The sequence below is a fragment of the Serratia inhibens genome, from assembly GCF_003591175.1.
GTDB classification, from domain to species: domain Bacteria; phylum Pseudomonadota; class Gammaproteobacteria; order Enterobacterales; family Enterobacteriaceae; genus Serratia; species Serratia inhibens.
On the sequence record NZ_QYYG01000003.1, the window covers coordinates 145803 to 171419 of the forward strand.

At 52.7% G+C, this 25617-nt stretch carries 21 protein-coding genes and 1 tRNA gene; 10 read left to right on the forward strand and 12 right to left on the reverse strand.

What is annotated here, in order from left to right:
* Nucleotide 1: 1 nt before the first annotated feature.
* On the forward strand, nt 2–1186 hold the full coding sequence (locus D4100_RS25685; RefSeq protein WP_158586343.1) for a restriction endonuclease subunit S: 1185 nt from the start codon (nt 2–4) through the stop codon (nt 1184–1186).
* 17 nt (nt 1187–1203) lie between these two features.
* Nucleotides 1204–4413 carry a type I restriction endonuclease subunit R, EcoR124 family gene (locus D4100_RS13495; RefSeq protein ID WP_119804572.1) on the forward strand — a complete coding sequence of 1070 codons (3210 nt, stop codon included), beginning with the start codon at nt 1204–1206 and terminating at the stop codon, nt 4411–4413.
* Nucleotides 4414–4577: 164 nt separating this feature from the next.
* Here D4100_RS13495 and D4100_RS13500 read toward each other — a convergent pair whose 3' ends face one another.
* The 6 genes from D4100_RS13500 to D4100_RS13530 form a co-directional block, all read right to left on the reverse strand.
* Nucleotides 4578–5876: a type II toxin-antitoxin system HipA family toxin gene (locus tag D4100_RS13500; protein WP_119804573.1), complete on the reverse strand. Its 1299-nt coding sequence runs from the start codon at nt 5874–5876 to the stop codon at nt 4578–4580.
* 2 nt (nt 5877–5878) lie between these two features.
* Nucleotides 5879–6127, reverse strand: coding sequence for a helix-turn-helix domain-containing protein (locus tag D4100_RS13505; protein WP_004953056.1), 249 nt, complete (start codon nt 6125–6127; stop codon nt 5879–5881).
* Nucleotides 6128–6301: 174 nt separating this feature from the next.
* Nucleotides 6302–6937: a carbonic anhydrase gene (locus tag D4100_RS13510; RefSeq protein WP_119804574.1), complete on the reverse strand. Its 636-nt coding sequence runs from the start codon at nt 6935–6937 to the stop codon at nt 6302–6304.
* A 409-nt stretch (nt 6938–7346) separates the two neighbouring features.
* A complete protein-coding gene (locus tag D4100_RS13515; protein WP_119804575.1) occupies nt 7347–8297 on the reverse strand; it encodes a nucleotidyl transferase AbiEii/AbiGii toxin family protein in 951 nt (316 codons plus the stop codon).
* The gene (locus D4100_RS13520) at nt 8290–8685 is read right to left on the reverse strand and encodes a DUF6088 family protein (RefSeq protein ID WP_119804576.1); all 396 of its coding nucleotides are present in this window, start codon (nt 8683–8685) and stop codon (nt 8290–8292) included. The genes D4100_RS13515 and D4100_RS13520 overlap by 8 nt, the downstream gene beginning before the upstream one ends.
* A 248-nt stretch (nt 8686–8933) precedes the next feature.
* A tRNA-Leu gene (locus D4100_RS13530) sits at nt 8934–9018 on the reverse strand.
* A 25-nt stretch (nt 9019–9043) separates the two neighbouring features.
* Here D4100_RS13530 and D4100_RS25600 point away from each other — a divergent pair.
* Together D4100_RS25600 and D4100_RS13535 are read left to right on the forward strand one after the other, a co-directional pair.
* On the forward strand, nt 9044–9316 hold the full coding sequence (locus tag D4100_RS25600; protein WP_147417753.1) for a hypothetical protein: 273 nt from the start codon (nt 9044–9046) through the stop codon (nt 9314–9316).
* An 826-nt stretch (nt 9317–10142) separates the two neighbouring features.
* Entirely contained in the window at nt 10143–10787 is a 645-nt protein-coding gene (locus D4100_RS13535; RefSeq protein WP_119804577.1) for an acyl-homoserine-lactone synthase, read from the forward strand.
* Here the strand turns inward: D4100_RS13535 and D4100_RS13540 are convergent, their stop codons facing one another.
* From D4100_RS13540 to lptF, 3 genes are all read right to left on the reverse strand, one after another.
* Entirely contained in the window at nt 10788–11504 is a 717-nt protein-coding gene (locus D4100_RS13540; RefSeq protein ID WP_065505835.1) for a LuxR family transcriptional regulator, read from the reverse strand.
* A gap of 207 nt (nt 11505–11711) precedes the next feature.
* The gene (gene lptG, locus D4100_RS13545) at nt 11712–12782 is read right to left on the reverse strand and encodes an LPS export ABC transporter permease LptG (RefSeq protein ID WP_020825022.1); all 1071 of its coding nucleotides are present in this window, start codon (nt 12780–12782) and stop codon (nt 11712–11714) included.
* The gene (gene lptF / locus D4100_RS13550) at nt 12782–13876 is read right to left on the reverse strand and encodes an LPS export ABC transporter permease LptF (protein ID WP_065505834.1); all 1095 of its coding nucleotides are present in this window, start codon (nt 13874–13876) and stop codon (nt 12782–12784) included. The genes lptG and lptF overlap by 1 nt, the downstream gene beginning before the upstream one ends.
* Before the next feature lie 281 nt (nt 13877–14157).
* Here lptF and pepA point away from each other — a divergent pair, with 281 nt between their 5' ends.
* From pepA to D4100_RS13570, 4 genes are all read left to right on the forward strand, one after another.
* On the forward strand, nt 14158–15669 hold the full coding sequence (pepA, locus tag D4100_RS13555; RefSeq protein ID WP_062869416.1) for a leucyl aminopeptidase: 1512 nt from the start codon (nt 14158–14160) through the stop codon (nt 15667–15669).
* An 85-nt stretch (nt 15670–15754) separates the two neighbouring features.
* On the forward strand, nt 15755–16204 hold the full coding sequence (locus D4100_RS13560) for a DNA polymerase III subunit chi (protein WP_012005017.1): 450 nt from the start codon (nt 15755–15757) through the stop codon (nt 16202–16204).
* A gap of 13 nt (nt 16205–16217) precedes the next feature.
* Entirely contained in the window at nt 16218–19109 is a 2892-nt protein-coding gene (locus tag D4100_RS13565; RefSeq protein ID WP_119804578.1) for a valine--tRNA ligase, read from the forward strand.
* A gap of 211 nt (nt 19110–19320) precedes the next feature.
* Nucleotides 19321–19824 carry a GNAT family N-acetyltransferase gene (locus D4100_RS13570; RefSeq protein ID WP_037432108.1) on the forward strand — a complete coding sequence of 168 codons (504 nt, stop codon included), beginning with the start codon at nt 19321–19323 and terminating at the stop codon, nt 19822–19824.
* Between the two features lie 110 nt (nt 19825–19934).
* On the opposite strand, the gene D4100_RS13575 is transcribed toward D4100_RS13570, so the two are convergent.
* Entirely contained in the window at nt 19935–20960 is a 1026-nt protein-coding gene (locus D4100_RS13575) for an acyltransferase family protein (protein WP_119804579.1), read from the reverse strand.
* 402 nt (nt 20961–21362) lie between these two features.
* Here D4100_RS13575 and D4100_RS13580 point away from each other — a divergent pair, with 402 nt between their 5' ends.
* Nucleotides 21363–22970, forward strand: coding sequence for a GMC family oxidoreductase (locus D4100_RS13580; protein ID WP_119804580.1), 1608 nt, complete (start codon nt 21363–21365; stop codon nt 22968–22970).
* Nucleotides 22971–22985: 15 nt separating this feature from the next.
* Here the strand turns inward: D4100_RS13580 and miaE are convergent, their stop codons facing one another.
* Together miaE and rraB are read right to left on the reverse strand one after the other, a co-directional pair.
* Nucleotides 22986–23750 carry a tRNA isopentenyl-2-thiomethyl-A-37 hydroxylase MiaE gene (gene miaE / locus D4100_RS13585; protein ID WP_065505830.1) on the reverse strand — a complete coding sequence of 255 codons (765 nt, stop codon included), beginning with the start codon at nt 23748–23750 and terminating at the stop codon, nt 22986–22988.
* Nucleotides 23751–23794: 44 nt separating this feature from the next.
* Entirely contained in the window at nt 23795–24223 is a 429-nt protein-coding gene (gene rraB, locus D4100_RS13590; protein ID WP_065505829.1) for a ribonuclease E inhibitor RraB, read from the reverse strand.
* Between the two features lie 163 nt (nt 24224–24386).
* Here rraB and argF point away from each other — a divergent pair, with 163 nt between their 5' ends.
* Nucleotides 24387–25406, forward strand: a complete 1020-nt coding sequence (gene argF, locus D4100_RS13595; protein ID WP_065505828.1) for an ornithine carbamoyltransferase — start codon at nt 24387–24389, stop codon at nt 25404–25406.
* The last annotated feature ends 211 nt before the right edge of the window (nt 25407–25617 follow it).

The window sequence follows — 25617 nt, forward strand, 5'->3', positions numbered from 1 at the left end:
GATGAGTGCGGATAATAAAGTGCCAGAGATTCGCTTTAAGGGGGTTAGTGGGGCGTGGTATGAGGTAGCTTTATCAAGTGTTATTGATATTCGAAGCGGAAAAGACTACAAGCATTTAGGCAAAGGCAATATACCTGTTTATGGAACAGGCGGCTATATGCTTAGTGTAGATAGTGCATTGTCAAATTATGATGATGCAATCGGAATTGGTAGAAAAGGAACTATAGATAAACCTTGTATTTTACGTGCTCCCTTTTGGACAGTAGATACTCTTTTTTATGCAGTACCTTTTCCAGGTTTCAATCTAGATTTTTTATTTTGTCTTTTTCAAAAAATTGAATGGAAAAAACATGATGAATCTACAGGAGTACCAAGCCTATCGAAGATCGCAATTAATAATGTGTCAGTTTATGCAACCAATGAATTAGAACAAACTGCCATCGGCAACTATTTCCAAAAACTCGATAGCCTAATCAACCAGCACCAACAAAAGCATGACAAACTCAGCAACATAAAAAAAGCCATGCTGGAAAAGATGTTCCCCAAACAAGGTGATACCATACCAGAGATTCGGTTTAAGGGGTTCAGTGGGGAGTGGGCGGAGATTAAGTTTTCAGAGATATTTAATGAAAAAGATGGAATTCGTAGAGGCCCTTTTGGTGGTTCGATTAAGAAGGAAATGTTTGTAGCCAAAAGCGATTACGTTGTTTATGAACAACGCAATGCTATTTATGATCGATATGATACTCGGTACAATATATCAAGAGAAAAGTACCAAGAGTTAATTAATTTCAGCTTGGCCTCTGGCGACTTTATTATGAGTGGAGCTGGAACAATTGGTAGAGTTTCAAGGGTACCAGATGGCGTTAAAATTGGTGTTTTTAATCAAGCGATTATCAGAATTAAAATAAATGATGAGCGTGTTGATTCAGAGTTCTTTTTGCAGTGGATCAGGTCGGAAAAAATGCAAGAAAGATTAACGGAATCCAATCCAGCATCAGCCATGGTTAATTTGGTTCCTATGAATGAGTTAAAAGCTTGGGATGTAGTAGTTCCAAACAAAAAAGAACAAACCGCCATCGGTAACTATTTCCAAAAACTCGACGCGCTAATCAACCAGCACCGACAGCAAATCACCAAACTCAATAACATCAAGCAGGCTTGCTTGAGCAAAATGTTTGTTTAGCAGGGGTAGAAGAAATCATGACCACCTTTACCACTGAAGCACAATTTGAGCAGGCCTTTATTGAAGTACTGACCCATAAGGGCTGGGAAACAGAGATACTCAAACATAAAACCGAAGCGGATTTACTGCAAAACTGGGCGAACATTTTGTTTGAAAACAATCGCCAGCGGGATCGTTTAAACGATGTTCCGCTTAGCGCGACTGAAATGCAGCAAATTATTGAGCAAATCAAAGAACTTAAAACCCCGCTCAAGCTCAACGGTTTAATTAACGGCAAAACCGTGGCTATTAAGCGCGATAACCCGGCCGATACCTTGCATATGGGCAAAGAAATCAGCTTAAAAATATACGATCGCCAAGAAATCGCCGCAGGCCAAAGCCGTTACCAAATTGTGCAACAGCCTAAATTTGAACGCGGCAGCCCCTTGCGCAACGACCGCCGTGGTGATGTGTTGCTACTGATTAACGGTATGCCGGTGATCCATGTAGAAATAAAGCGCAGTGGCATTCCAGTTAGCCAAGCCGTAAACCAAATTGAAAAGTACAGTAAAGAGGGTGTATTTAGCGGCCTGTTTTCGCTCATCCAAGTGTTTGTAGCCATGGAGCCCAACGAGGCCAAATATTTTGCCAACCCCGGGCTAGACGGCAAGTTTAACCCTGACTATCAGTTTAACTGGGCCGATTTTAATAACGAACCCATGAACCACTGGAAAGACATTGCCTCCACCCTGCTTTCCATCCCTATGGCGCACCAGTTAATTGGCTTTTATACCGTTGCTGACGATACCGATGGCGTGCTTAAGGTAATGCGCAGTTATCAGTATTACGCCGCCAATGCGATATCTGACAAAGTGGCTAAAACCAACTGGCAGCAACTGGGTAGCGCGGCCAATAATCCCGATCGCCTCGGGGGTTATGTGTGGCATACCACCGGTTCGGGTAAAACCATGACCAGCTTTAAATCGGCGCAGTTGATTGCACAATCGAAAGATGCCGATAAAGTGATTTTTTTAATGGACAGGATTGAGCTGGGTACCCAATCTCTCCTCGAGTATCAAGGTTTCGCTGACGATAGAGATTCCGTTCAAGCCACCGAAAATACTCACGTACTCATTACCAAATTAAAAAGCACCGCCCCCGCCGATACCTTAATTGTCAGCTCCATTCAAAAAATGAGTAATATTTTTGAAACGGTAGATGATGAAGGCGCGGCCACAAACTCCGCGGATATTGAAAAAATTCGCGCTAAACGTTTGGTGTTTATTATCGATGAGGCGCACCGCTCTACCTTTGGCGACATGCTGATTATTATTAAACGTACCTTTCCGCGCGCTTTGTTTTTTGGCTTTACCGGTACACCGATTCAAGAAGAAAACGAAAAAAACGGCAATACCACCAGTACCGTATTTGGCAACGAGCTACACCGCTATAGCATTGCCGATGGCATACGCGATGGCAACGTACTCGGTTTTGACCCTTACAAAGTGCCAACCTTTAGAGACAGCGACCTAAGACAAGCTGTGGCGTTAGATCAAGCCAAGGCCGGTTCAGTGAAGGAGGCCATGGATAACCCAGCCAAGAAGAAAAAATTTAACCACTTTATGAATGATGTGCCTATGGCTGGCCACAAAGATGCCACGGGGAAATACCACAGAGGTATTGAAGACTATGTGCCTAAAAGTCAATATTTAAGCGACACCCACCAAGCCAAGGTGGTGGAAGATATTCTGCATAAATGGGATGTGCTCAGCCAAGGCACTAAATTCCACGCCATTTTGGCCACTAACAGCATTGCCGAAGCCATTGACTATTACCGCCGTTTAAAAGCAGCTAAACCTGAACTTAAAGTATCGGCCCTATTTGACCCGAACATTGATAACGACGGCAGTGGCGACCGTGGCCCCACCTTTAAAGGCGATGGCCTGGACGAAATTATGACCGACTATAACGTGCGTTACGGCCAGGATTTTGATTTTGCCCGCCACGCTGCCTTTAAAAAAGATTTAGCGGCACGCCTTGCCCATAAAAAGCCCTATGAGCGCATTCATACCGAGCCTTCAAAGCAATTAGATTTACTGATTGTTGTAGATCAAATGCTCACTGGCTTTGACTCTAAATGGCTTAATACCTTGTATTTAGATAAGGTGATTAAATACCAAAATATTATTCAAGCGTTCTCGCGCACCAATCGCTTGTTTGGCCCAGACAAACCCCACGGCATCATCCGTTATTACCGCTATCCACACACCATGGAGCAACATATCAATGATGCGGTAAAACTCTATTCAGGTGACAGACCTATCGGCTTGTTTGTTGATAGGTTAGAAAGCAACCTTAAAGCCATGAATGACTTAGTGGTAGACATTGCCGAGTTGTTCGTCAGTGCGGGTGTTGAGAATTTTGAAAAACTGCCAGACGATATAGAAACCTGTGCCCAATTCGCCAAATTATTTAACTCCTTTAGCCAACACCTAGAAGCGGCTAAAGTACAAGGTTTGCATTGGGAACAGTCGATCTATTCCTTTACTGAAAATGATGTAGAACATGAGGTAACGCTGTCCATAGACGAACAAACTTATCTGAGCCTAGTTCTGCGTTACAAAGAGTTGGTAGCCAAAGGTGATGGCAGTGGCACAGGTGGCGGCGATGTGCCTTTTGATATCAGTGGCTATTTAACTGAGATAGATACTGGCAAAATCGATGCCGACTACATGAACAGCCGCTTTGATAAATATTTAAAAGAGCTGAACAAACACCAAGACTCTGCGAACATTGAAACCACATTAAATGAGCTGCACAAGTCGTTTGCATCACTCACCCAAAGCGAGCAAAAGTACGCCAAGCTCTTCTTGCACGACTTGCAGCGTGGTGATGCGCAGTTAATTGAAGGCCATACTTTCAGAGACTATATCAACACCTACAAAGATAACGCTGAAAATGCGCAATTAAACGCAGTTGTTAATGCTCTTGGTTTAGATAAAGGACTACTCATAGCATTAATGGCTGATAGTGTTAATGATAAGAATCTCAACGACTTTGGTCGCTTCGACGCATTAAAAGAAACGGTAGATAAAGCGAAAGCCAAGGCCTATTTTGAAAAACAAGACGGAGTAACCATACCTCTATTTAAGCTGAATATTCGCATTGACCAGTTTTTGAAGCAGTTTATTTTTGCACAAACGGATGATTTCTTAAGTGACAAAGATGTTGTTGGTGATGTGATGTGATGACGTATCTCCCTCAGCGTAAGTCCTGCCATACTTATGCTGAGTGTTCTTTTTTCAGAGGTACTGCATCATGAACTCGATAAAAGTCATTGGAATCGATCTGGCTAAATCTGTCTTTCAGGTCCGCGTCTTCCCTTATAATCATCTAGCGAACAACAATCCCCCTACCCCGGCAACCTCTCAGCCTGCCGCCGAACCCCAGAGAAAATCGCATCACTCACAGAACGGGGGAAATCGTCCGGCAGCATCGCTTCCACATTAGCGATTGCCTGTTCCGTTTGCGCTTTTAGCTCAGCCATCACCTGCAGCGTTTTCTCTTCGGAATACCCCACCGCTCTCGCGGTAGAGATAAAATGCCGTGGCAAGATTTGACTCCAACGGTAATGACGGCTCTTCCCTATCGCAGCCATGGCCATTTTGGCTTTCTGCGGTGCTATGCCGCGGGCGTGCATAAAGGGGTAGCCTGAGAGCACATCATAAAGTGGGGTCATTCGATAGGCCGTTTCCTGCTCAATGAACAGGCTAAAGTTTTTGGCATGCCCATCAATGGCCGCCAGCATCCAGAATACAATTTGGCTTTTAAAGAAGGTGTCTCGATCGGGTAATGGCTGCTGAGAACCCATTAGCAGTTGCATCGCAGCCGCAATACCGGGCCCGCCATCAGCCTCATATTTCAGCGCAGGAGCAATGCCTAACGCCTGGCAGAAATCCTCTTGCGGCAAACGAATCAGCCAGCTGTTATCCCGCGCCCAACGCCGGTCAAAACGTTCGACGATCAGGACCTTCTGCTCGCCAAAATGCGCTAACTCGGCCTGCGCTACCGGCAGGCCAAACTGTTCTGCCATGCGCAAACATAACCACTCATTCTCACAGCTTTCGCTGAGATCCAGATTGTTATGTGCGATATGCCCAATGGGTAGTTTTATGATGTGGCTGGTTGGCGTACTCCCCTGTGGCCGGCACCACTGATTGCCGAACCAAAGCAGAGCGGTCTTTTCCTGCGCACCCGCCAGAGAGATCCGGAAATCATCAGTACCCGCCTCCATGCCCAACGGCGCCTCGCGGTACCCCAGCAGAAGTTGCTCTATTTCTTCGTCACTGACAGGCACGGCGTTCACTTGCCTTACCGAGGCCACATCGGCATGTTCAGGGTAAAGCTGGATCGCACCCACGCAGTCGCCGCCAATGCTGGAAAGCAGATCAAAAGGCTGTTTGGTTGCCGTTCTAAAATGCGCCTGTAGGCGGCTGCGAATAAGCTCGCTGTCCGGCAGCAGGTTGTCGAAAAAGTTATACACCACGTCACCGCGAAACGGTTCTGGTTGTAGCGGCAGGGATAACGATATGGCGCGCACGCCGGCTTGTGTCAGCCACTGTTCGTGGTAAACAAACGACATCGCGCCGCCCGCATGCTTTTCCAGCGTCCCTACAAGGGTGCCATTCAGCGCCACACGTAGCTTTTCCATGCTCACCACTCCTGATCCCAGGTTTTGGGATCGACCGGCTTGCCGCGCGGAGTCACTTGTAGCTCTAAATCCAGCGCAGCAAGCAGTTTGAACAACGTCTCCAGCCGCGTGCCGTCCGGGTTGTTTTCAAACGCGGAAACCGTGGCCTGCTTTAACCCAATGCTGTCAGCAGTTTTACTTTGGCTTTGGTTACGCTTTTTACGTTCATTGCGTAGCGCATGCGCCAACATCTTTGCCGAGGTGATTTTCATTTTATCCTCCCAAGCGGATGAAATGAGTATTATCCCCTATAGCGGATAAAGCAAATATTATCCTCTATAGGGGATAAAATAACCTACTCTGATTAAGCGGCTCTTTAGCTCTATCCATAAAAAAATCCACGCCGGAACGTGGATTCAATTTCATCGCCAAGGCCAGGCATCACGTTATTCGAAGTGAACTTCGGGGTTATCCGCCAGCGAAACGAAATTCTTCGTATTTTTATCCAGCGTGCGGATCTCGCCACTTTCGATGTCGTACACCCAGCCGTGCAGACGCAGGCCGTTGTTGCGCAGACCAACAGCAACGGACGGGTGAGTCTTAATATTATTTAGCTGGGCTATAACGTTCTCTTCAACCATAGCGTTAACTTTGTCGGTTTCGCTATCCCACGTTTTCTTCTCTACCACCGCTTTTGCCGCGTCCGCATAGTGCAGCCAGTGGGCCACAGCTGGCATCGGGTCAAGGCACTGGCAAGAAGCTATCGCCTTCATGGCGCCGCAGTTCGAGTGGCCGCAAATCACGATATCCGAGACGCCCAATGCCACCACCGCGTATTCAATGGTCGCCGACACCCCACCCGGCTCCGGGCCAAAGGAAGGAACGATGTTGCCTGCGTTACGGATAACGAAAAGCTGCCCCGGCTCTTGCTGAGTCACAAGCTCGGGTACCAGGCGGCTGTCAGAACACGAAATAAAAAGCGCTTTAGGGTTCTGGCTGGAGGCAAGGCTGCGGAAGAGCTCCTGACGCTGAGGGAAAATCTCTTTCTGGAAGTTGAGGAAGCCTTCAATGATATGTTGCATAGCACACTCTCTGGATCTGTAGTCTCGATAACATGATAAGCATCACTTCCCGTTAGTCCAGCACCTCGTAGGCAAAAAAGCGCGTTTCAAGGGCCTGGGGGGCAAGCCTGCCAAGTTACGAGGTACTGCAATCCGTTGATGAAGATAAGTCTGGGTAAGATGAGGAAAACTCGCGGGGCAAATCGCAGACACAAAAAAACCACCTTTCGGTAGCTTCTTGTTCGCGCTGTACTAATGGTGCGAAGGCCGGACTCGCACATAATGATTAATCATTTGATTTTAAAAAATTAAAAATAACTTTTAGATAATGTACCAACATCGATACCAACACATTAAATCGTTGAGTTTGGGACTCGAATCGGGCCAGCCCTGCCCAGGAAGATACTAACAATCGAACATATCTCTGGCGCTATGCATCAACCACATCCAATGCCGTCTTGCGAAAACAGGTATAGGCCTCTTCCCAGGAAACCTGGCTTTCACCGAATACCATTGGTGTAACAAACTGCAGATAGCGTTCCTTATAAACAGGATTGCTCGCCAGTTCTTCCAGCCCCATTTTCAGCTCTTCAACAGGCGATTCGCAGAATTCAGGGTACTGGGCACCGTAGCGTTCAATATCCTGCTCAATGCATTCCTGCACCAAGTGCTTCAAAACAGGAACGTCAGAACCTTTTTCTCTAACTATACAAAAATTGTCGTAGATATGACGCACCAGTGACTCATCCACTGCACGCTCCACATCACGCATGCTTGCAGCCGTTCTACGCATCATCGAAATCAGCTTTTCAGCCTGCGTGCTGGTGATAGTTGCGCAGGGGAAAGCCCCCACTACTTCGCCCTTCTTTGTTAGATCCATTACCAATGAACTAATAGCGCGGTTTTCCGCAACCTCAAGCAAATCTGTTTCCATTAGTTCCAGTTTGATAAATGGCCTTAAGCAGGGAATTTGTGCATATTCCTGCGGGTAGCGCACCGGAATTTCATTATAGCGATATTCATCACGAGTAACCTTTGGATACTCTTCATCCAGGCGAAACGTACCAGAGGCTGCAATCGTTTCGATAATGATCTGAATAATACCCTTACGGATGTTTTTACGCTGACCTCTGGAATATTGCTGGGAAAAACCGGCGACAGGGACAAGCTTAATGTCCACGTCCTCCGACATCCTGTTCAAAGATATCCCCGCTTTTGACAATGCCGTTCCACCGGCAAAAACCAGTTGATGCGTATCAAAGGCCAGAGGCTGGAGCAATCGCAATAACTCAACGATGTAATAATCTTTCTCTACAATTGCAACTGATTCAATGCCCAGAGCATCGGCAACATCTGGGAATAGCGTTGTTAAATCATCCATTTAATTTACTGTTCCCTACTGACAACGTTCTCTTAAAACGTGGTGAGGTTTTGATTTCCAGTGATGCGGGGATCTGAGTGGATTTACCACTATTATAGGCGCTTGTTGCTCCAACCAAGCGGTAATCCACGTTCAGACGTTCCAACGCCTCAATCACTACCGCAGCAGAACCTCCGGGAGCAGCAGGCATCAACTTGCCGGTAATCACATTTTGCCGCGCTTTGGTATAGACGCCATAGCCTACTTTCAACAGCTGTCCTTCCTTCACCAGTTCACGCAGTGCTCTACCAATTTGATCGTAACCAGCAAGATCTTTGAAATCGTCACGAGTGAAAACATAACGCTTTGAGCGTTTCAGTCGTGACTGAATACGAGCTTTTATGGTCATGTTATCCTCCTTTGGTCATTTCTTCATCATAGCAAACATACGACATTTTTACAGCAAACATACGACACTTAACTTACCCTGCTGCCAGCATTCCCGGATAGTGTCTAGCGATGATGTCACTCATCAGCTCAAGGCGCTTGAAGGTTATGTACTGAAGATAAGTCTGGGTAAGATGAGGAAAACTCGCGGGGCGGATTTCAGGCACAAAAAAACCACCTTTCGGTGGTTTCTTGTTCGCGCTGTACTAATGGTGCCGAAGGCCGGACTCGAACCGGCACGTATCTCTACGGTTGATTTTGAATCAACTGCGTCTACCGATTTCGCCACTTCGGCACTGCAAGTAGTATGCGGAAAACGGGTGCATTATACCTTTCAGCGATCCGCGTGCAACACTTATCCGTTGTTCAATGAGTTAAGTGCTGAAAAAATCGTCATAGTCGCTACTTTCCCCTTCCCTCCAATGCTTTTCTGCAAAGAATGCGCGAACTTTATCGCCCGCACGTCCGCCGCTTCTGCATATCAGATGGCCGCGTCGCCCACCACAGGAGTGATAAAAATGGCTCATTCAGGCCGCAATCATGCCGAAGCGGCATCGACTCTGCGCAAAATGGATAAGCAACCAATCAATTGAAATTAATATGCACCCTATTTTAGTAGCCAGAAAGTGGTATCGGTACCGTATCAAGACGGGAGGGAGGCAGAGTTGGGGGATTTTGCGCAGCAAGATGGCTGGTGTATGACCAACGATGCAATAGCGCGCTATAGCAAGCTCACCCATGGCAAAAACCAGCAGAGAACACTTGCCTCTGCTGAGTTGATAGCTCTAAGATGGTGAAAGTAAAATTTCCCTGGTGTTGGCCTATTTGGCAACCTGATTCAACATAGGTCAGGTTTTTTTATTATTTTTCATCAAAACTTAATAGGGAAATTATATGGTCTTATAGCGTCAGAGGCTAGTTAGACTAAAGTATAGTACGGCACTATACCTTTATTTGTTCATGTGGTTTATTATTTCACACCAAGGCAATCGGGCAACGTAACTATTTAAAACCAACAGTAATTAAGATTTATCAGCAGTCAACCAGCAGGCGTCATTTTGTAAAATAACAACCCCCCTATATCAATCCTGTTAGAAAACACTTTCCACGTTGCACTCACTAACCCCCTTATATTTATTGTCATTCATCTTATCGACCTCAATAATATTATTTTCATTCTGCATTCCAGCTACAGCAAATATCTTTCAGGCCACCCTGCACAACCGCTAAAGACAGTGCTGCTTCCCCCTCTATCACAGGGCCGGCGGAGCCGTTCACGCAAGCTGAAACCTGACTGGGCGGGATAATAAGGTTAACCAAAGTAGATTAAAAAGAATTATCATTATTGCGCCTGGCATGCGGTTAATGAAACTTCACTGATGTTACCGGATAAGTTTATTTTAATACAAGGGTGACATTATGTTTAATATCTATAGCGTTAACTACTCATCAATGAGTAACGAAAAGTCAGAAGATCTTTATATGCTAAGAAAGAACACGTTTAAGGACCGATTACAGTGGGCTGTAAACTGTTCAGACGGCAAGGAGCTGGATCAGTTTGATAATGAAAAGACCAATTACATTTTTGGCGTTAAGAACGACGTAATCATTTGCGGCACGAGGATGATTGATATGAAACACGACAATATGTTGAACAGCGCATTCTCCTCATTTTTTAACAACGCCTACATTCCAGAAGGGAACTTCATCGAGTCCACGCGCTTTTTCGTCGATAAAGAAAGAACCCATTCGCTGTTGGGGCGTCGATTCCCCGTTACCCTGGCTTTGTTCCTCTCGCTGATTAACTATGCACGGCAGCACCGTTATGACGGCATTCTTGCCGTCGCCAGCCATCCGATGCTACATATCATCAAGAGCTCAGGCTGGAATGTCTCGCTGCTGGAGACCGGAATTTCCGAAAAGAACGAGCCTGTTCATCTGTTGCTGGGTCATGTGGACGACAAAAGCCTGGAGGCGTTGAAAGCCAGAATATTCAGTAAGCTCAGTATGCCGGACGAAAGCATTCTGAACGCCTGGCCGCTGACGTCAAAGCCGGCAATCTAATCAACAAACCGGTCTAATCAGCTGAAGTTCCATACCCAGACGTATTGCATGCCGGGCATTCGCCACCCCCAGCTTTTTGACAATGTTGGACATATGAAACTTGATGGTACAGGTCTTTATCCCCAGGATCATTCCCGTTTCCTGGTAGGTTTTACCCACGCTGGCCCAATAGAGGATCTCGTTTTCCCTGTCGGTAAAGCGGGAGTTTTTTTCCGAGTCGGCGGCGTTTTTTTCTGACAGTGAAGCCAGCGTAAGATACGTCTCATGCACTGACGCCAGCAAGAGCGCAATGTCGCCTTTATTCTCGATAAGCGCCTGCATTATTTCCGCCTTGCGCTCGCAGTTGAGCGTAAAGGACAGGGTGACAAGATTATTATTAAAGTCGTGCAACACGAAGGTATAGCCGTTAGCCACCCCAAACTCACGCGCCCGATCGAAAAGTTCAGGGAAGCGAAACCCTGCGCCGGCCATCAAATTTTCATCCCAGGCGAAAGGCGTCAGACGATTCAGCGCGGTAATAACCACCGGGTCGGTATACTGCAATCCTTTTTCTTTATATTGCTTTACCCATTCCCCCGGGTAGTTTGTTACGCCAAAGATGCACGACATATCTTTTTTGGATAAGACAACATATGCCCAGATGAGCTCGCCGAAATCATGTAATGCCGCTTCCAGACGCTTGCTGATAACGCTGCTGATATTGTCTTCATATTCCATTAACTGCCGGCTCCCGATAGCTAAAAAATACCGCTCAGCAGAATATACCAGAAAGAGGTACGCAGCCGGAACCTCCGGCTCGGCTATACGTTGACGAGTGGCTTATCAGGGCGCAGGCATGAACTGCACCCCAGAACGTCCGCAACGCGTAGAAACAAAAAAGGCGCAACCCAATGGCTACGCCTTCTTAAACTGCCCGTAATGCCGCTACTTGCGTTTCAGCAGCATATACACGCTGATCAGCAGGAACAGCATGCTCGGCAGCAGCGCGCCCAGCACCGGCGGCATGTTGTACACCAGGCTCAGCGGGCCGAAGATCTGGTCCAGCACGTAGAACAGGAACCCGAAGCTGATGCCGGTCACCACGCGCACGCCCATCGGCACACTACGCAGCGGCCCGAAGATGAACGACAGCGCCATCAGCATCATCACCGCCACAGAAAGCGGCGAGAACACCTTGCTCCACATGTTCAGCTGGTAGCGGTTGGCTTCCTGGCCGCTCTGCTTCAGGTACTTCACGTAGTTGTGCAGGCCGCTGATGGAGAGTGAGGTTGGGTCCAGCGCCACCACGCCCAGTTTGTCCGGGGTGAGGTTGGTTTTCCATTCGCCGGTCAGCGTTTGGGTGCCGGTGACCTGTTTTTCGTTGGTCAGGTCGGAAGTATCCACCTGCGAAAGCTTCCACACGCCGTCTTCAAAGCTGGCGGTGGCGGCATAGCGCACCGTCTCCAGCCTGCGCTGGTCGTTGAAATGGTAGATGTTTACGCCGGAAAGCTCTTTCTCGCCCGCCACGCGCTCAATGTAGATGAAGTCGTTGCCGTCCTTCGCCCACAGGCCGTTTTTGGTGGAAAGCAGCGAGCCGCCGTACATCTGTTGCGCACGGTAGTTGCGCGCCATCTGGTCGCCCTGCGGTGCCACCCACTCGCCAATCGCCATGGTCAACAGCACCAGCGGGATAGCGGTTTTCATCACCGAGCCGGCGATCTGCATGCGGGTAAAACCGGAAGCCTGCATCACCACCAGTTCGCTGCGCGTTGCCAGTTGCCCCAGGCCGAGCAAGGCGCCCAGCAGGGCCGCCATCGGGAAGAAAATCTCGATGTCCTTCGGCACGCTCAGCAGGGTAAACATCCCCGCGCTCAGCGCCGTGTACTCGCCCTGGCCCACTTTGCGCAACTGGTCGACGAACTTGATGATGCCGGAAAGCGACACCAGCATGAACAGCGTCATGATGATGGTGTTGAAAATCGTCTTACCGATATAACGGTCTAAAACGCCAAACATCAGGCCGCTCCTCTCAGGCGTGCGCGCAGCTTACGCATCGGCACGGTATCCCACAGGTTTAGCGCCAGCGCGATCGCGAAGTACGCCGCGTTGACCACCCACAGCCAGATCATCGGGTCCAGCTTGCCCTTGCCGCCGTTGGAACGCAGCGAGGTCTGCAGCAGGAAGAAAATCAAATACAACAGGATGGCCGGCAGCATGCTCAGCACGCGGCCCTGGCGCGGGTTCACCACGCTGAGCGGCACCACCAGCAGCGCCATGATGGCCACGGACAACACCAGCGTCAGGCGCCAGTGGAACTCGGCGCGCGCGTCCGGGTCGTCCGACTGCCACAGCGTCTGCATCGACATCTGTTCGGCCTGGTTGCCGTCAATGGCGACCGCACGGTGGCCCACCACCGCTTTATAGTCGTTGAAATCGGTTATGCGGAAGTCACGCAGCAGCGCGGTGCCTTCAAAGCGGGTGCCCTTGTCCAGCGTCACCACCTGCGAACCGTCTTTCATTTGGTTGATCTTGCCGTGCTCGGCCACCACCACGGAAGGGCGCTGGTTGCCGTTCGGCCGCAGTTGCGCCAGGAACACGTCGTTGAAGGTGCTGCCCTTGACGTTGCCGATAAACAGCACCGCGTTGCCGTCTTGCGAGGGTTTGAACTGCCCTTCCGCCAGGCCGGCGATGCTCGGGTTGGCTTTCGCCTCGCTGATCACCACGTCCTGATAACGGGAGGCCAGCGGGCCGGCCCAGAACACGTTCACCGCCGCCACGGCGGAGGTTATCAGCGCCAGCACCATCGCAGCGATGATCAGGGTGCGTTTACCCAGCCCGCAGGCGTGCATAACGGTGATTTCGCTGTCGGTATACAACCGCCCAAGCGTCATCAACAAGCCGAGAAACAGGCTTAATGGCAGGATTAGCTGCGCCATCTTCGGCACACCCAATGCAAGCAGAGAGAGGACTAAATTTGTCGGGACATCGCCGTCCACCGCGTCGCCTAACACCTTGACCAGGTTCTGACAAAAGAAGATCAGAAGCAGGATAAAAAGGATCGCGATTTGGCTCTTTAGCGTTTCCCGTACCAGATATCTTATGATGATCACGCTTATTACGCCTGTGAAAACTTGTCTTTTTGCAGGAAAATCGATAGTTTCATCGCTAATCCGCCATTTATTCTCATCATATGGCAACCGTCATAGCTAAAATAGTATTACAACATCTAGCATTTGGGTGTCCTATAGGAACTTGCTTATAGTCGCCAAAACAGAGCAATTTACGCCGTTCAGGTTAACATAGTTAGTTAACTCAATGGCGGGAGTTGATTACGGCGTTGGGTCATTCTAGCCGTAGCTTCCGCCTTTGTCTTTAAGATTCAGGAGAGTGCATGGAGTTCAGTGTAAAAAGCGGTAGTCCGGAAAAACAGCGCAGTGCCTGTATTGTAGTCGGCGTTTTCGAACCGCGCCGCTTGTCCCCTATCGCAGAACAACTCGACAAAATCAGTGATGGTTATATCAGCGCATTGCTGCGCCGTGGCGAACTGGAAGGTAAAGTCGGGCAGACATTACTGCTGCACCATGTACCTAACATTCTCTCCGAACGCATCCTGTTAATCGGCTGTGGCAAAGAGCGCGAGCTCGATGAACGCCAGTACAAACAGGTGATTCAAAAAACCATCAATACCCTTAACGATACCGGCTCCATGGAAGCGGTCTGCTTCCTGACCGAGCTGCACGTGAAAGGCCGCAACACTTACTGGAAGGTGCGCCAGGCGGTAGAAACCGCCAAAGAAACGCTCTACACCTTCGATCAGCTGAAAAGCAATAAAGTGGAGCCGCGCCGTCCGTTGCGCAAAATGGTGTTCAACGTGCCGACCCGTCGCGAGCTGACCAGCGGCGAACGCGCCATCCAGCACGGTCTGGCGGTGGCTTCCGGCATTAAAGCGGCGAAAGATCTCGGCAACATGCCGCCGAACATCTGTAACGCCGGTTACCTGGCCTCCCAGGCTCGCCAACTGGCGGACGCCTTCAGCACCAACATCGTTACCCGCGTCATCGGCGAACAGCAGATGAAAGAGCTGGGGATGAACGCCTATCTGGCGGTCGGCCATGGTTCGCAGAACGAATCATTGATGTCGGTGATGGAATATAAGGGCAACCCGAACCCGGACGCTAAGCCGATCGTGCTGGTGGGCAAAGGGCTGACCTTCGATTCCGGCGGTATCTCGATCAAACCTGCCGAAGGCATGGACGAGATGAAGTACGACATGTGCGGCGCCGCCACGGTGTACGGCGTGATGCGCGTGGTGGCGGAGCTGAACCTGCCGCTGAACGTGATCGGCGTGCTGGCCGGCTGTGAAAACATGCCGGGCGGCAGCGCTTATCGTCCGGGCGACGTGCTGACCACCATGTCCGGCCAGACCGTCGAGGTGCTCAACACCGACGCCGAAGGCCGCCTGGTGCTGTGCGACACCCTGACCTACGTAGAGCGTTTCGATCCGGAGCTGGTGATTGACGTCGCCACCCTGACCGGCGCCTGCGTGATCGCGCTGGGCCACCACATCACCGGCCTGATGTCGAACCACAACCCGCTGGCGCACGAACTGATCGGCGCGTCCGAGCAGGCCGGCGACCGCGCGTGGCGTTTGCCGATGGCCGACGAGTACTACGAGCAGCTGGACTCCAATTTTGCCGATATGGCGAACATTGGCGGCCGTCCGGGGGGTGCCATCACCGCCGCCTGCTTCCTGTCGCGCTTTACCCGCAAGTACAGCTGGGCGCACCTGGACATCGCCGGCACCGCCTGGCGTTCCGGCAAGGCCAAAGGGGCAACCGGGCGACCGGTAGCCTTGCTGTCTCAGTTCCTGTTGAACCGTGCTGGACTGAACGGCGACGATTAAATCTGAGCGGTAATTCAGGTATAATCCCGAGGGGCACAGCATGCTGTGCCCCTACATTTTTTTATAGGCAGCGGTGAATCAGATGATCAAGCAGGCAACGTTCTATTTAATTGAACACGCGGAACCGGCAGGCGCGCTCAGCGCGCATGAGGCCGTGGCCTGCGCCGTTGCCGCCGAACGTTGGCGTTCCGGCAAGCGGGTGTTGATCGCCTGCGAGAGCCAGGAACAGGCCCAGCGGCTGGACGAAGCGCTGTGGCAGCGCGATCCGCACCAGTTCGTGCCGCACAACCTGGCCGGCGAAGGCCCGCACTACGGCGCGCCGGTAGAGCTGTGCTGGCCCGGCAAGCGCGGCAACTCCCCGCGGGATCTGCTGATCGCCCTGCTGCCGCAGTTTGCAGATTTTGCTACTGCTTTCCATGAAGTGGTAGACTTCGTCCCTTACGAAGACACCCTGAAACAGTTGGCGCGCGACCGATATAAAGCCTATCGCAGCGTCGGCTTCCATTTGACCACGGCAACGCCGCCAACTCACTGAACAACGATATAAAATGGAAAAGACAAACAGTCATCTCGATACCGCATACGACCCGAAAGAGATCGAACAGAAGCTGTACGATCACTGGGAAAACCAGGGTTACTTCAAGCCAAACGGCGATACCAGCCAGGAAAGCTTCTGCATCATGATCCCGCCGCCGAACGTCACCGGCAGCCTGCACATGGGCCACGCTTTCCAGCAGACCATCATGGACACCATGATCCGCTACCAGCGCATGCAGGGGAAAAACACCCTGTGGCAGGCCGGTACCGACCATGCCGGTATCGCTACCCAGATGGTGGTTGAGCGCAAGATCGCCGCAGAAGAAAACAAAACCCGCCATGACTATGGCCGCGACGCGTTCATCGACAAAATCTGGCAGTGGAAAGCGGAATCCGGCGGCACCATCACCCGCCAGATGCGCCGTCTGGGCAACTCCGTCGACTGGGAGCGCGAGCGCTTCACCATGGACGAAGGCCTGTCCAACGCGGTACGCGAAGTGTTTGTCCGCCTGCACAAAGAAGATCTGATCTACCGCGGCAAGCGCCTGGTGAACTGGGATCCGAAACTGCGCACCGCCATCTCCGATCTGGAAGTGGAAAACCGCGAGTCCAAAGGCTCGATGTGGCACCTGCGCTACCCGCTGGCCGACGGCGCCAAAACCGCCGAAGGCAAAGATTATCTGGTGGTCGCCACCACCCGTCCGGAAACCGTGCTCGGTGATACCGGCGTGGCGGTGAACCCGGAAGATCCGCGCTACAAAGACCTTATCGGCAAAGAAATCATTCTGCCGCTGGTTGGCCGCCGCATCCGCATCGTCGGCGACGAACACGCCGATATGGAAAAAGGCACCGGCTGCGTGAAAATCACCCCGGCGCACGACTTTAACGACTACGAAGTCGGTAAACGTCACGGCCTGCCGATGATCAACATCCTGACTTTCGACGGCGATATCCGCCAGGAAGCGGAAGTGTTCAACACGCTCGGTGAAATCTGCACCGACTACTGCAACGAAATTCCGGCCCAGTACCGTGGCCTGGAGCGTTTCGCGGCGCGTAAAGCGGTGGTTGCCGCCTTTGAAGAATTGGGTCTGCTGGAAGAGATCAAACCGCACGACCTGACGGTGCCTTATGGCGACCGCGGCGGCGTGGTGATCGAGCCGATGCTGACCGACCAATGGTACGTGCGCACTGCACCGCTGGCGAAAGTGGCGGTGGAAGCCGTTGAGCAAGGCGAAATTCAGTTCGTGCCGAAGCAGTACGAAAACATGTACTTCAGCTGGATGCGCGACATTCAGGACTGGTGCATCTCCCGTCAGCTGTGGTGGGGCCACCGCATTCCGGCCTGGTACGACGTGAACGGCAAAGTCTACGTTGGCCGCAGCGAAGAAGAAGTGCGCAGCGAAAACAACCTGGGCGCCGACGTGGTGCTGAACCAGGACGAAGACGTGCTGGACACCTGGTTCTCTTCCGGCCTGTGGACCTTCTCTACCCTGGGCTGGCCAGAGCAGACCGACGCGCTGAAAACCTTCCACCCGACCAGCGTGATGGTCAGCGGCTTCGACATCATCTTCTTCTGGATTGCGCGCATGATCATGCTGACCATGCACTTCATGAAGGACGAAAACGGCAAGCCGCAGGTCCCGTTCAAGACGGTCTACATGACCGGCCTGATCCGCGACGACGAAGGGCAGAAAATGTCCAAGTCGAAAGGCAACGTCATCGATCCGCTGGACATGGTTGACGGCATCTCGCTGGAAGATCTGCTGGAAAAACGCACCGGCAACATGATGCAGCCGCAGCTGGCGGAAAAAATCCGCAAGCGCACCGAGAAGCAGTTCCCGAACGGTATCGAACCGCACGGCACCGACGCCCTGCGCTTCACCCTGGCGGCGCTGGCCTCTACCGGCCGTGACATTAACTGGGACATGAAGCGTCTGGAAGGCTACCGCAACTTCTGTAACAAGCTGTGGAACGCCAGCCGCTTTGTGCTGATGAACGCGGAAGGTCAAGACTGCGGCTTCAACGGCGGCGAGAAAGTGCTGTCGCTGGCGGACCGCTGGATCCTGGCCGAATTCAACCGCACGGTGAAGGCTTACCGCGAAGCGCTGGACACCTATCGCTTCGATCTGGCCGCCAACATTCTGTATGAATTCACCTGGAACCAGTTCTGCGACTGGTATCTGGAGCTGACCAAGCCGGTGGTAAGCAACGGCAGCGAAGCGGAACAGCGCGGCACTCGCCACACGCTGATCACCGTGCTGGAAGCCCTGCTGCGCCTGGCGCACCCGGTGATCCCGTTCATTACCGAAACCATCTGGCAGCGCGTGAAAACCCTGACCGGCGAAACCGCAGCGGCTCTTCAAAACGAAAGCATCATGCTGCAGCCGTTCCCAGAGTACGACGCCGCGCTGGAAGACACGCAGGCGCTGAACGACCTGGAGTGGATCAAGCAGGCGATCACCGCGGTGCGCAACATCCGCGCCGAGATGAACATCGCGCCGAGCAAACAGCTGGACGTGCTGCTGCGCAACTGCAACGCCGATGCCCAGCGCCGCGTGCTGGAGAACCAGAGCTTTATCGAGCGTCTGGCGCGCCTGGCATCCATCACCCTGCTGCCTGCGGGCGAGAAAGGCCCGCTCTCGGTCACCAAGCTGGTGGACGGCGCCGAGTTGCTGATCCCTATGGCCGGCTTTATCGATAAAGACGCCGAAATCGCGCGTCTGTCGAAAGAGATGGGCAAGCTGGATGCGGAAATCGCGTCGATCGAAGGCAAGCTGTCGAACGAAGGCTTTGTGGCGCGCGCACCGGAAGCGGTGGTCGCCAAAGAGCGCGAGCGTCTGGCGGCCTGTAAAGAAGGCAAAGTGAAGCTGCTGGAACAGCAGGCGACCATCGCCGCGCTGTAACGGCTGCGGGTTGGTGGCAACAGCTGAAAACAGCGGGGATCTCCCCGCTGTTTTTTTATCGCCGTTGCATCCGGCCCGGTTAAGATGTTATTACAAGGTGAAAGGCAACGTCCCATATGGACGCCGCCAGGGTATAAACCCGGCGCGTTTTTGTCTGCACCAAAAATGATATTCCGGAACCATTCAGGTTCTTTTTATGGCGAGTGTAAACATGACAACAGCAACCCCAGTGCGTCTTCTGGTGCGCCCAATAACGGCCGACGACAATGCCGCTATTGCTAACGTCATTCGCGAAGTCTCCGCCGAGCACGGTTTGACGGCGGATAAAGGCTATACCGTTTCCGACCCCAATCTGGACGTCTTGTATCAGCTCTACAGCCTGCCGCGCAGCGCTTATTGGGTGATAGAAGTCGACGGTCAGATTGCCGGCGGCGGCGGCATTGCCCCGCTGCAGGGCGGTGAAGACGATATTTGCGAATTACAGAAAATGTATTTTCTGCCGGTTTTGCGCGGCAAGGGCCTGGCGAAACGCCTGGCGTTAGAAGCCCTGGAGTTTGCCCGTCAACAGGGCTTCCGCTGTTGTTATTTAGAAACCACCGCCAGTCTGACGCAGGCCATCGGACTGTATGAGCATCTGGGCTTCGAACACATCGACTGCGCCATGGGCACCACCGGCCACGTCGACTGCGAAGTGACCATGCTGAAAACGCTTTAATCAGAGTTGGTTGTAAGCCCGAGATACTCGGGCCTAGCGCACCGAGGGGCGCTCCGACGGCCAAGGCCGTTACGACCCCTTCGGCACGCTCTCCCTAATAACGGACTTTGTCAGCCTTCTGGCAGATCCCGCCTTGAATCTGTTTTCCCCCCCATCCCCCCGCTTTTGATCGCCCACTCAATCCGGCTCAGTACCAGGCTGGTGAGGTACGACACCAGGATCAACAACAGCAGCACCAGCGGCGTATAGCGCGGCGCAAAAATCAGTTTCTGGGTGAAGTAATAGCAGTAGAAGCTGTGGGTCAGCCACATGTACATCGAATGTTTGCCCAGCTCAACCACCACCTTGTTCACCCTGCTGCCCAGCGCGTCGGCGGTTTTCATCATCGCGATAATAAACAGCGGCGTCACCAGCAGCAGCCCCGGATTATGGGCAACGATAAACACCGCCACGGTTACCACCAGCAAGATCAACGGATGGGTGCGCCCCAGCGTGGCTATCAGCTTCGCCAGCCACGAGCCCGCCGGGGCCTGTTGGGTACGGCCAAACACCATGCCAAAACCAAAAGGCAGCAGCCAGGTGCAATATTCGATCAGCACCTGCGGCGCCCAAGGGAAATACTGCAATCCCTTGCCGCACATCGCCGCAGCAAACAGCACGCCCAACAAGGCCGTCGTATTCAGTTTCGACAACAGCGGCAACGAGAGCACATACAGAACATAAAGTTTGAAGAACCACCACTCGCTGTTATAGGTGGATTTGAGGCCAATAAAGTTTTCAATAAACAGCGATGGCGAAAGGGAATATCTTTCACCCGGAAAGAAAATGATGCCGATCGGCACAAAGATAAACAACACTATCCAGTAGCTGATATATAAATTCTTCAGCTTGCCCCAGATATATTTAAAAGAAATTTCTTTTTTAAGTGAAAAGCCATAACCGGACAAGAACAGGAACATCGACACGCAAATCTTGCCGAACAGGCCAAGATACATCTCAATGTCTATCCCGTTAACAATATGATATACCGAAATATCAGGGCTAATTCGGCCTGGATAAGCGAACAGGTGATGGACCAACATCAGAATGATGGCAATCCCTTTTAAATAATTAGACTTATTAATTGAAATTTCCATATTTCTTAATATATTATCCGCTATCAGGTGTCGTTATCATATAGCAGCCCCCATTTTCTGACACTTCCTTTCTAATCGGATTAATCCCATATTTAATTTCCCGGTAAAAAACAAAGGCACAGCGTTTTTATTAACGCGTTTTTCCCACTCTGGTTGCCTTTTTTTGTTATCCCACGCCACCAAAACCCGGCCCGAAACCAGGAATCAAAAATCATTAACATGGTCATATTTTAATTAATTTGTTAAATACAAATAAAATCAAATAGATAATAACAAAACAAAAATCAATCATCATATTTTTTGTGATATTCATTAACAAATTAACGATCACAAATTGACCTCTTGCCGCCTTGCGATACTCTGCCCTGACAGGCTTATGCCGCATTCGCACGGAGAAGGGTCATGTCGGAAAACGCTTTTGATTACATCATTGTCGGCGCAGGCTCCGCCGGCTGCGTGCTGGCGGCGCAGCTGATCCGCCGTACCCAGGCGCGGGTACTGCTGCTGGAAGCCGGCGGCGACGACAATAACCTGTTCATCAAGATGCCGGCCGGCGTGGCGAAAATCATCGCCAAAAAAAGCTGGCCGTATGAAACCGAACCGGAGCCGCACGCCAACAACCGCCGCATGCAAATTGCCCAGGGCAAAGTGTTGGGCGGCAGCAGCTCGGTCAACGGCATGATCTACATTCGCGGCCAGCGGCAGGATTACGACGAATGGGCCGAACGTTACGGCTGCGTCGGCTGGGGCTATCAGGATGTGCTGCCCTATTTCAAACGTGCCGAGGCCAACGAGAGCCTGTCCGACGCTTATCACGGCGGCGAGGGGCTGCTGCCGGTCAGCGAGAACCGCTACCGCCACCCGCTCAGCATGGCGTTTATCCGCGCCGGCCAGGAGCTAAACCTGCCTTACCGCAACGATTTCAACGGCGACAGCCAGCACGGCGTGGGGTTTTACCAAACCACCACCCATAACGGCGAACGCGCCAGCACCGCCCGCACCTATCTGAAAGCGGTACGTAACGACCAACGGCTGGTGGTGAAACTGAACGCGCTGGTGCATCGGGTCGTGTTCGACGGCAACATGGCCACCGGCGTGGTGTATAGCCAGAACGGCGGCAGCGAAGTCACCGCCCATGCCGCGAAAGAAGTGATCCTCAGCGCCGGCGCGGTAGGCTCGCCGAAGATCCTGATGCTGTCCGGCATCGGGCCACGCGAGCACCTGCAACAGCTGGGGATCGAACCGCGTGCGGACTTGCCGGTGGGCAAGAACTTTCACGATCACCTGCATATGTCGATCAACGTCAGCACCCGTGAACCGGTCAGCCTGTACGGGGCCGATCGCGGCCTGCAGGCGCTGCGCCACGGCACTGAATGGCTGGCGTTCCGCAGCGGCGTGCTCACCTCCAACGTGCTGGAAGGCGCCGCCTTCACCGACAGCCTGGGCGACGGCCGGCCGGACGTGCAGATCCACTTTCTGCCGCTGCTGGACAGCTGGGACGACGTGCCCGGCGAGCCGCTGCCGGACATTCACGGCTTCACGCTGAAGGTCGGCTACCTGCAACCGAAGGCGCGCGGCGAAGTGCTGCTGCGCAGCCGCGATCCGCGCGATCCGGTCAAGCTGCACGCCAATTACCTCGGCCACCCGGAAGATCTGGCCGGCAACGTGCGCGCGGTGAAGTTCGGCCTGCGCTTCCTGCAAACCGCCGCCCTCAAGCCGATCGTCAAAGATCTGCTGATGCCGCAACCGGCGTGGCTGAACGATGAAGCGCAACTGGAGGAGTTCGTGCGTAACTTCTGCAAAACGGTGTATCACCCGGTAGGCAGTTGCCGCATGGGCCCGTCGCCGCAGGACTCGGTGACCGATCTGCAACTGCGGGTACACGGCTTTGAACGGCTCCGGGTGATCGATTGCTCGGTGATGCCGCAGGTGACCAGCGGCAACACCAATGCGCCGACCATCATGCTGGCGGAAAAAGCGGTGGATTTGCTGCTGGGCGCGCCGCAATAAGGGAACGCCCGGCGGTCAGGCGGCTGCGGGCACGCCGCTGTGGAAACGCAGCTCGCTGTCCGGCGACAGGATCAGCGCCGCTTCAATGCGGCCGAAGTGGGCCACCCGCTCGCTGATGTCGCCGCCGGCAATCTGTTCGGCCAGTGTCAGGTAATCCTGATAATGCCGTGCCTCGGAGCGCAGCAACGAGACGTAGAAACGGTTTAACTCGTCGTCCAGGTGCGGTGCCAGCCGGGCGAAGCGTTCGCAGGAGCGCGCTTCGATATAGGCGCCGCAGATCAGCTTGTCGATCAACGTGGCCGGATCGTGGGTGCGAACCTCGCGGATCATGCCTTTGGCATAGCGGCTGGCGGTGATTTTCTTGTAGGGGATGCGCCGCGCCTGCATGATCTCCAGCACCTGCGAGAAGTGGTGCAGCTCTTCTTTGATCAGCAGCACCATCTTGTCCGCCAGTTCCTGGCCGTAGGCCGAACCGTTTTTCGGCAAGATTTTCCTGGTGAACTGGCCCTGGCGGAACAACGCTTCCGGCTCGCCCTGCGCTTCATGCAGAAAGGCCTCGTAAGGCCTGAGCAACGCCAGCAAGGCATCGCCGCTCTCTTTGTCCGCCACGTAGCGACGGATCAGCCACATGCCGGTCTGCGCCGCTTTCAGCTCGCACACCATATGGTCAGTCAGCAACAGCGGCAGGTTTTCCGGACGGCGCGCAGCGTCGATCCAGGCATCAGGCGTTTCACAGTGCAGGAAGTTTAAAATCGGGGATAACAGGGATTGGTATTTCATCAGCTTCAATTAGGGGCCGGCTAGCGCCGGCCCACAGAAATTAATCAGTGGCGTTTGCCGTCGTCGTCTTCGTCGATCAATTCACCGTCTTCTTCATCATCCTCACCGTCTTCACCGTTCGGATCTTCGTAGTAGGTGCCCCAACCGTCGTAGTTAACGCCGCAACGTTCCGCCAGCGCCACCAACTGCTCTACCTGGGTGTCGATCAGTTCGGCGTTCAGGCCGACTTCGCTGATCACGTCGCAGCACATCACCAGCGTGCCGTCTTCCACTTCCAGCTCTTCGGCGTCGGTCACTTCGTAGCCCAGCTTGAAGGCTTCGACAGCGGCCTGCTCCAGCACTTCAAACTTTTCAGCAGAGAAATGGTGTTCGATGGTGTAGAGCGCATCCGGATCGCTGCCGTCTTCCAGCAGTTCTTCGATGATCAGGCGGGTCTCTTCACGTTGTTCTTCCAGCTGTTCGCGGTTTGCCATGCCTATATCCTCAAGTCAAATGGCCTGTATTCCTTCTATTTTCACACACCGCCGTCATAGCTGCCACGATAAACGTGAAAGATTTCTTCTGCGGGGTTGAAATTGAATATTCATACATATAAAGTGAATTTTAATTCAATTGAAACGATCAGGACATGCGGAAATGAGTACGATGAACCCGTTCTACAAACGTCACTTTCTGAGGTTAATGGATTTCACGCCGGCAGAGCTGCTGGCGCTGTTGCGGCTTTCGGCCGAATTGAAGCAGGCCAAAAAGCAGGGTAAGGAAACGCGGCGTCTGCAGGGCAAGAACATTGCGCTCATCTTCGAAAAAGACTCGACCCGCACCCGTTGCTCTTTCGAAGTTGCCGCTTTCGATCAGGGCGCCCAGGTCACCTATCTCGGCCCAAGCGGCAGCCAGATCGGCCATAAGGAATCGATGAAAGACACCGCCCGCGTGTTGGGCCGGATGTACGACGGTATTCAATACCGCGGTTACGGCCAGCATCTGGTGGAAACCCTGGCCACCCATGCCGGCGTGCCGGTGTGGAACGGGCTGACCAATGAATTCCACCCAACCCAGCTGCTGGCGGACCTGCTCACCGTACAGGAACAGTTGCCGGGCAAACCTTTGAGCGAGGTGAAATTCGCTTACCTCGGCGACACGCGCAACAACATGGGCAACACCTTGCTGGAAGCTGCCGCGTTGGCGGGCATGGATCTGCGCCTGGTGGCACCGAAAGCCTGTTGGCCGCAGCCGGAACTGGTGGCCGAGTGCCAGGCGCTGGCGCAACAGACCGGCGCCAAGATCACCCTGACCGAAGACATTGCCGAAGGGGTGAAAGACGCGGATTTCCTGTACACCGACGTGTGGGTGTCGATGGGCGAACCGAAAGAAACCTGGCAGGAGCGGATCGCGCTGCTGAAACCCTATCAGGTCAATATGGCGATGGTGAAACTGACCGGTAACCCGAACGTCAAATTCCTGCATTGCTTGCCGGCGTTTCACGACGACCAAACCACCCTCGGCAAACAGATGGCGGAACAATACGGGCTGCAGGGTGGCATGGAAGTCACCGATGAAGTGTTCGAATCTGCGCACAGCGTGGTGTTCGATCAGGCCGAAAACCGCCTGCACACCATCAAGGCGGTGATGGTCGCCACGCTGAGCGAAACCATTTAAAGCATATTGCCGGGGCGCGTCACGCACAGGCAATGGGGCGCGCAGGCCTGCCGGCTTGCGCGCCCCAACCCCTTCCCCGCTCTGGCAACCCCCGGCCGGCGCGCCTAATATATTCTTGTCATATCAAATAGCCGATTGACCTTTGCCAGCCTTGGGCAAAGGTTCTACCGTGGTGCGAAAACCAACGATAACAAACACTTCTCAGCACTGC

Excerpts from the sequence above, each read along its gene's own strand:
- D4100_RS13535 (WP_119804577.1), top strand. The coding sequence starts at position 10,143 with ATGTTTAATATCTATAGCGTTAACTACTCATCAATGAGTAACGAAAAG.
- D4100_RS13495 (WP_119804572.1), top strand. The coding sequence starts at position 1,204 with ATGACCACCTTTACCACTGAAGCACAATTTGAGCAGGCCTTTATTGAA.
- D4100_RS13540 (WP_065505835.1), bottom strand. The coding sequence starts at position 11,504 with ATGGAATATGAAGACAATATCAGCAGCGTTATCAGCAAGCGTCTGGAA.
- D4100_RS13565 (WP_119804578.1), top strand. The coding sequence starts at position 16,218 with ATGGAAAAGACAAACAGTCATCTCGATACCGCATACGACCCGAAAGAG.
- D4100_RS13570 (WP_037432108.1), top strand. The coding sequence starts at position 19,321 with ATGACAACAGCAACCCCAGTGCGTCTTCTGGTGCGCCCAATAACGGCC.
- argF (WP_065505828.1), top strand. The coding sequence starts at position 24,387 with ATGAGTACGATGAACCCGTTCTACAAACGTCACTTTCTGAGGTTAATG.
- D4100_RS13500 (WP_119804573.1), bottom strand. The coding sequence starts at position 5,876 with ATGGAAAAGCTACGTGTGGCGCTGAATGGCACCCTTGTAGGGACGCTG.
- rraB (WP_065505829.1), bottom strand. The coding sequence starts at position 24,223 with ATGGCAAACCGCGAACAGCTGGAAGAACAACGTGAAGAGACCCGCCTG.
- pepA (WP_062869416.1), top strand. The coding sequence starts at position 14,158 with ATGGAGTTCAGTGTAAAAAGCGGTAGTCCGGAAAAACAGCGCAGTGCC.
- D4100_RS25685 (WP_158586343.1), top strand. The coding sequence starts at position 2 with ATGAGTGCGGATAATAAAGTGCCAGAGATTCGCTTTAAGGGGGTTAGT.
- D4100_RS13515 (WP_119804575.1), bottom strand. The coding sequence starts at position 8,297 with ATGGATGATTTAACAACGCTATTCCCAGATGTTGCCGATGCTCTGGGC.
- D4100_RS13520 (WP_119804576.1), bottom strand. The coding sequence starts at position 8,685 with ATGACCATAAAAGCTCGTATTCAGTCACGACTGAAACGCTCAAAGCGT.
- D4100_RS13510 (WP_119804574.1), bottom strand. The coding sequence starts at position 6,937 with ATGCAACATATCATTGAAGGCTTCCTCAACTTCCAGAAAGAGATTTTC.
- D4100_RS13575 (WP_119804579.1), bottom strand. The coding sequence starts at position 20,960 with ATGGAAATTTCAATTAATAAGTCTAATTATTTAAAAGGGATTGCCATC.
- D4100_RS13505 (WP_004953056.1), bottom strand. The coding sequence starts at position 6,127 with ATGAAAATCACCTCGGCAAAGATGTTGGCGCATGCGCTACGCAATGAA.
- D4100_RS13580 (WP_119804580.1), top strand. The coding sequence starts at position 21,363 with ATGTCGGAAAACGCTTTTGATTACATCATTGTCGGCGCAGGCTCCGCC.
- lptG (WP_020825022.1), bottom strand. The coding sequence starts at position 12,782 with ATGTTTGGCGTTTTAGACCGTTATATCGGTAAGACGATTTTCAACACC.
- miaE (WP_065505830.1), bottom strand. The coding sequence starts at position 23,750 with ATGAAATACCAATCCCTGTTATCCCCGATTTTAAACTTCCTGCACTGT.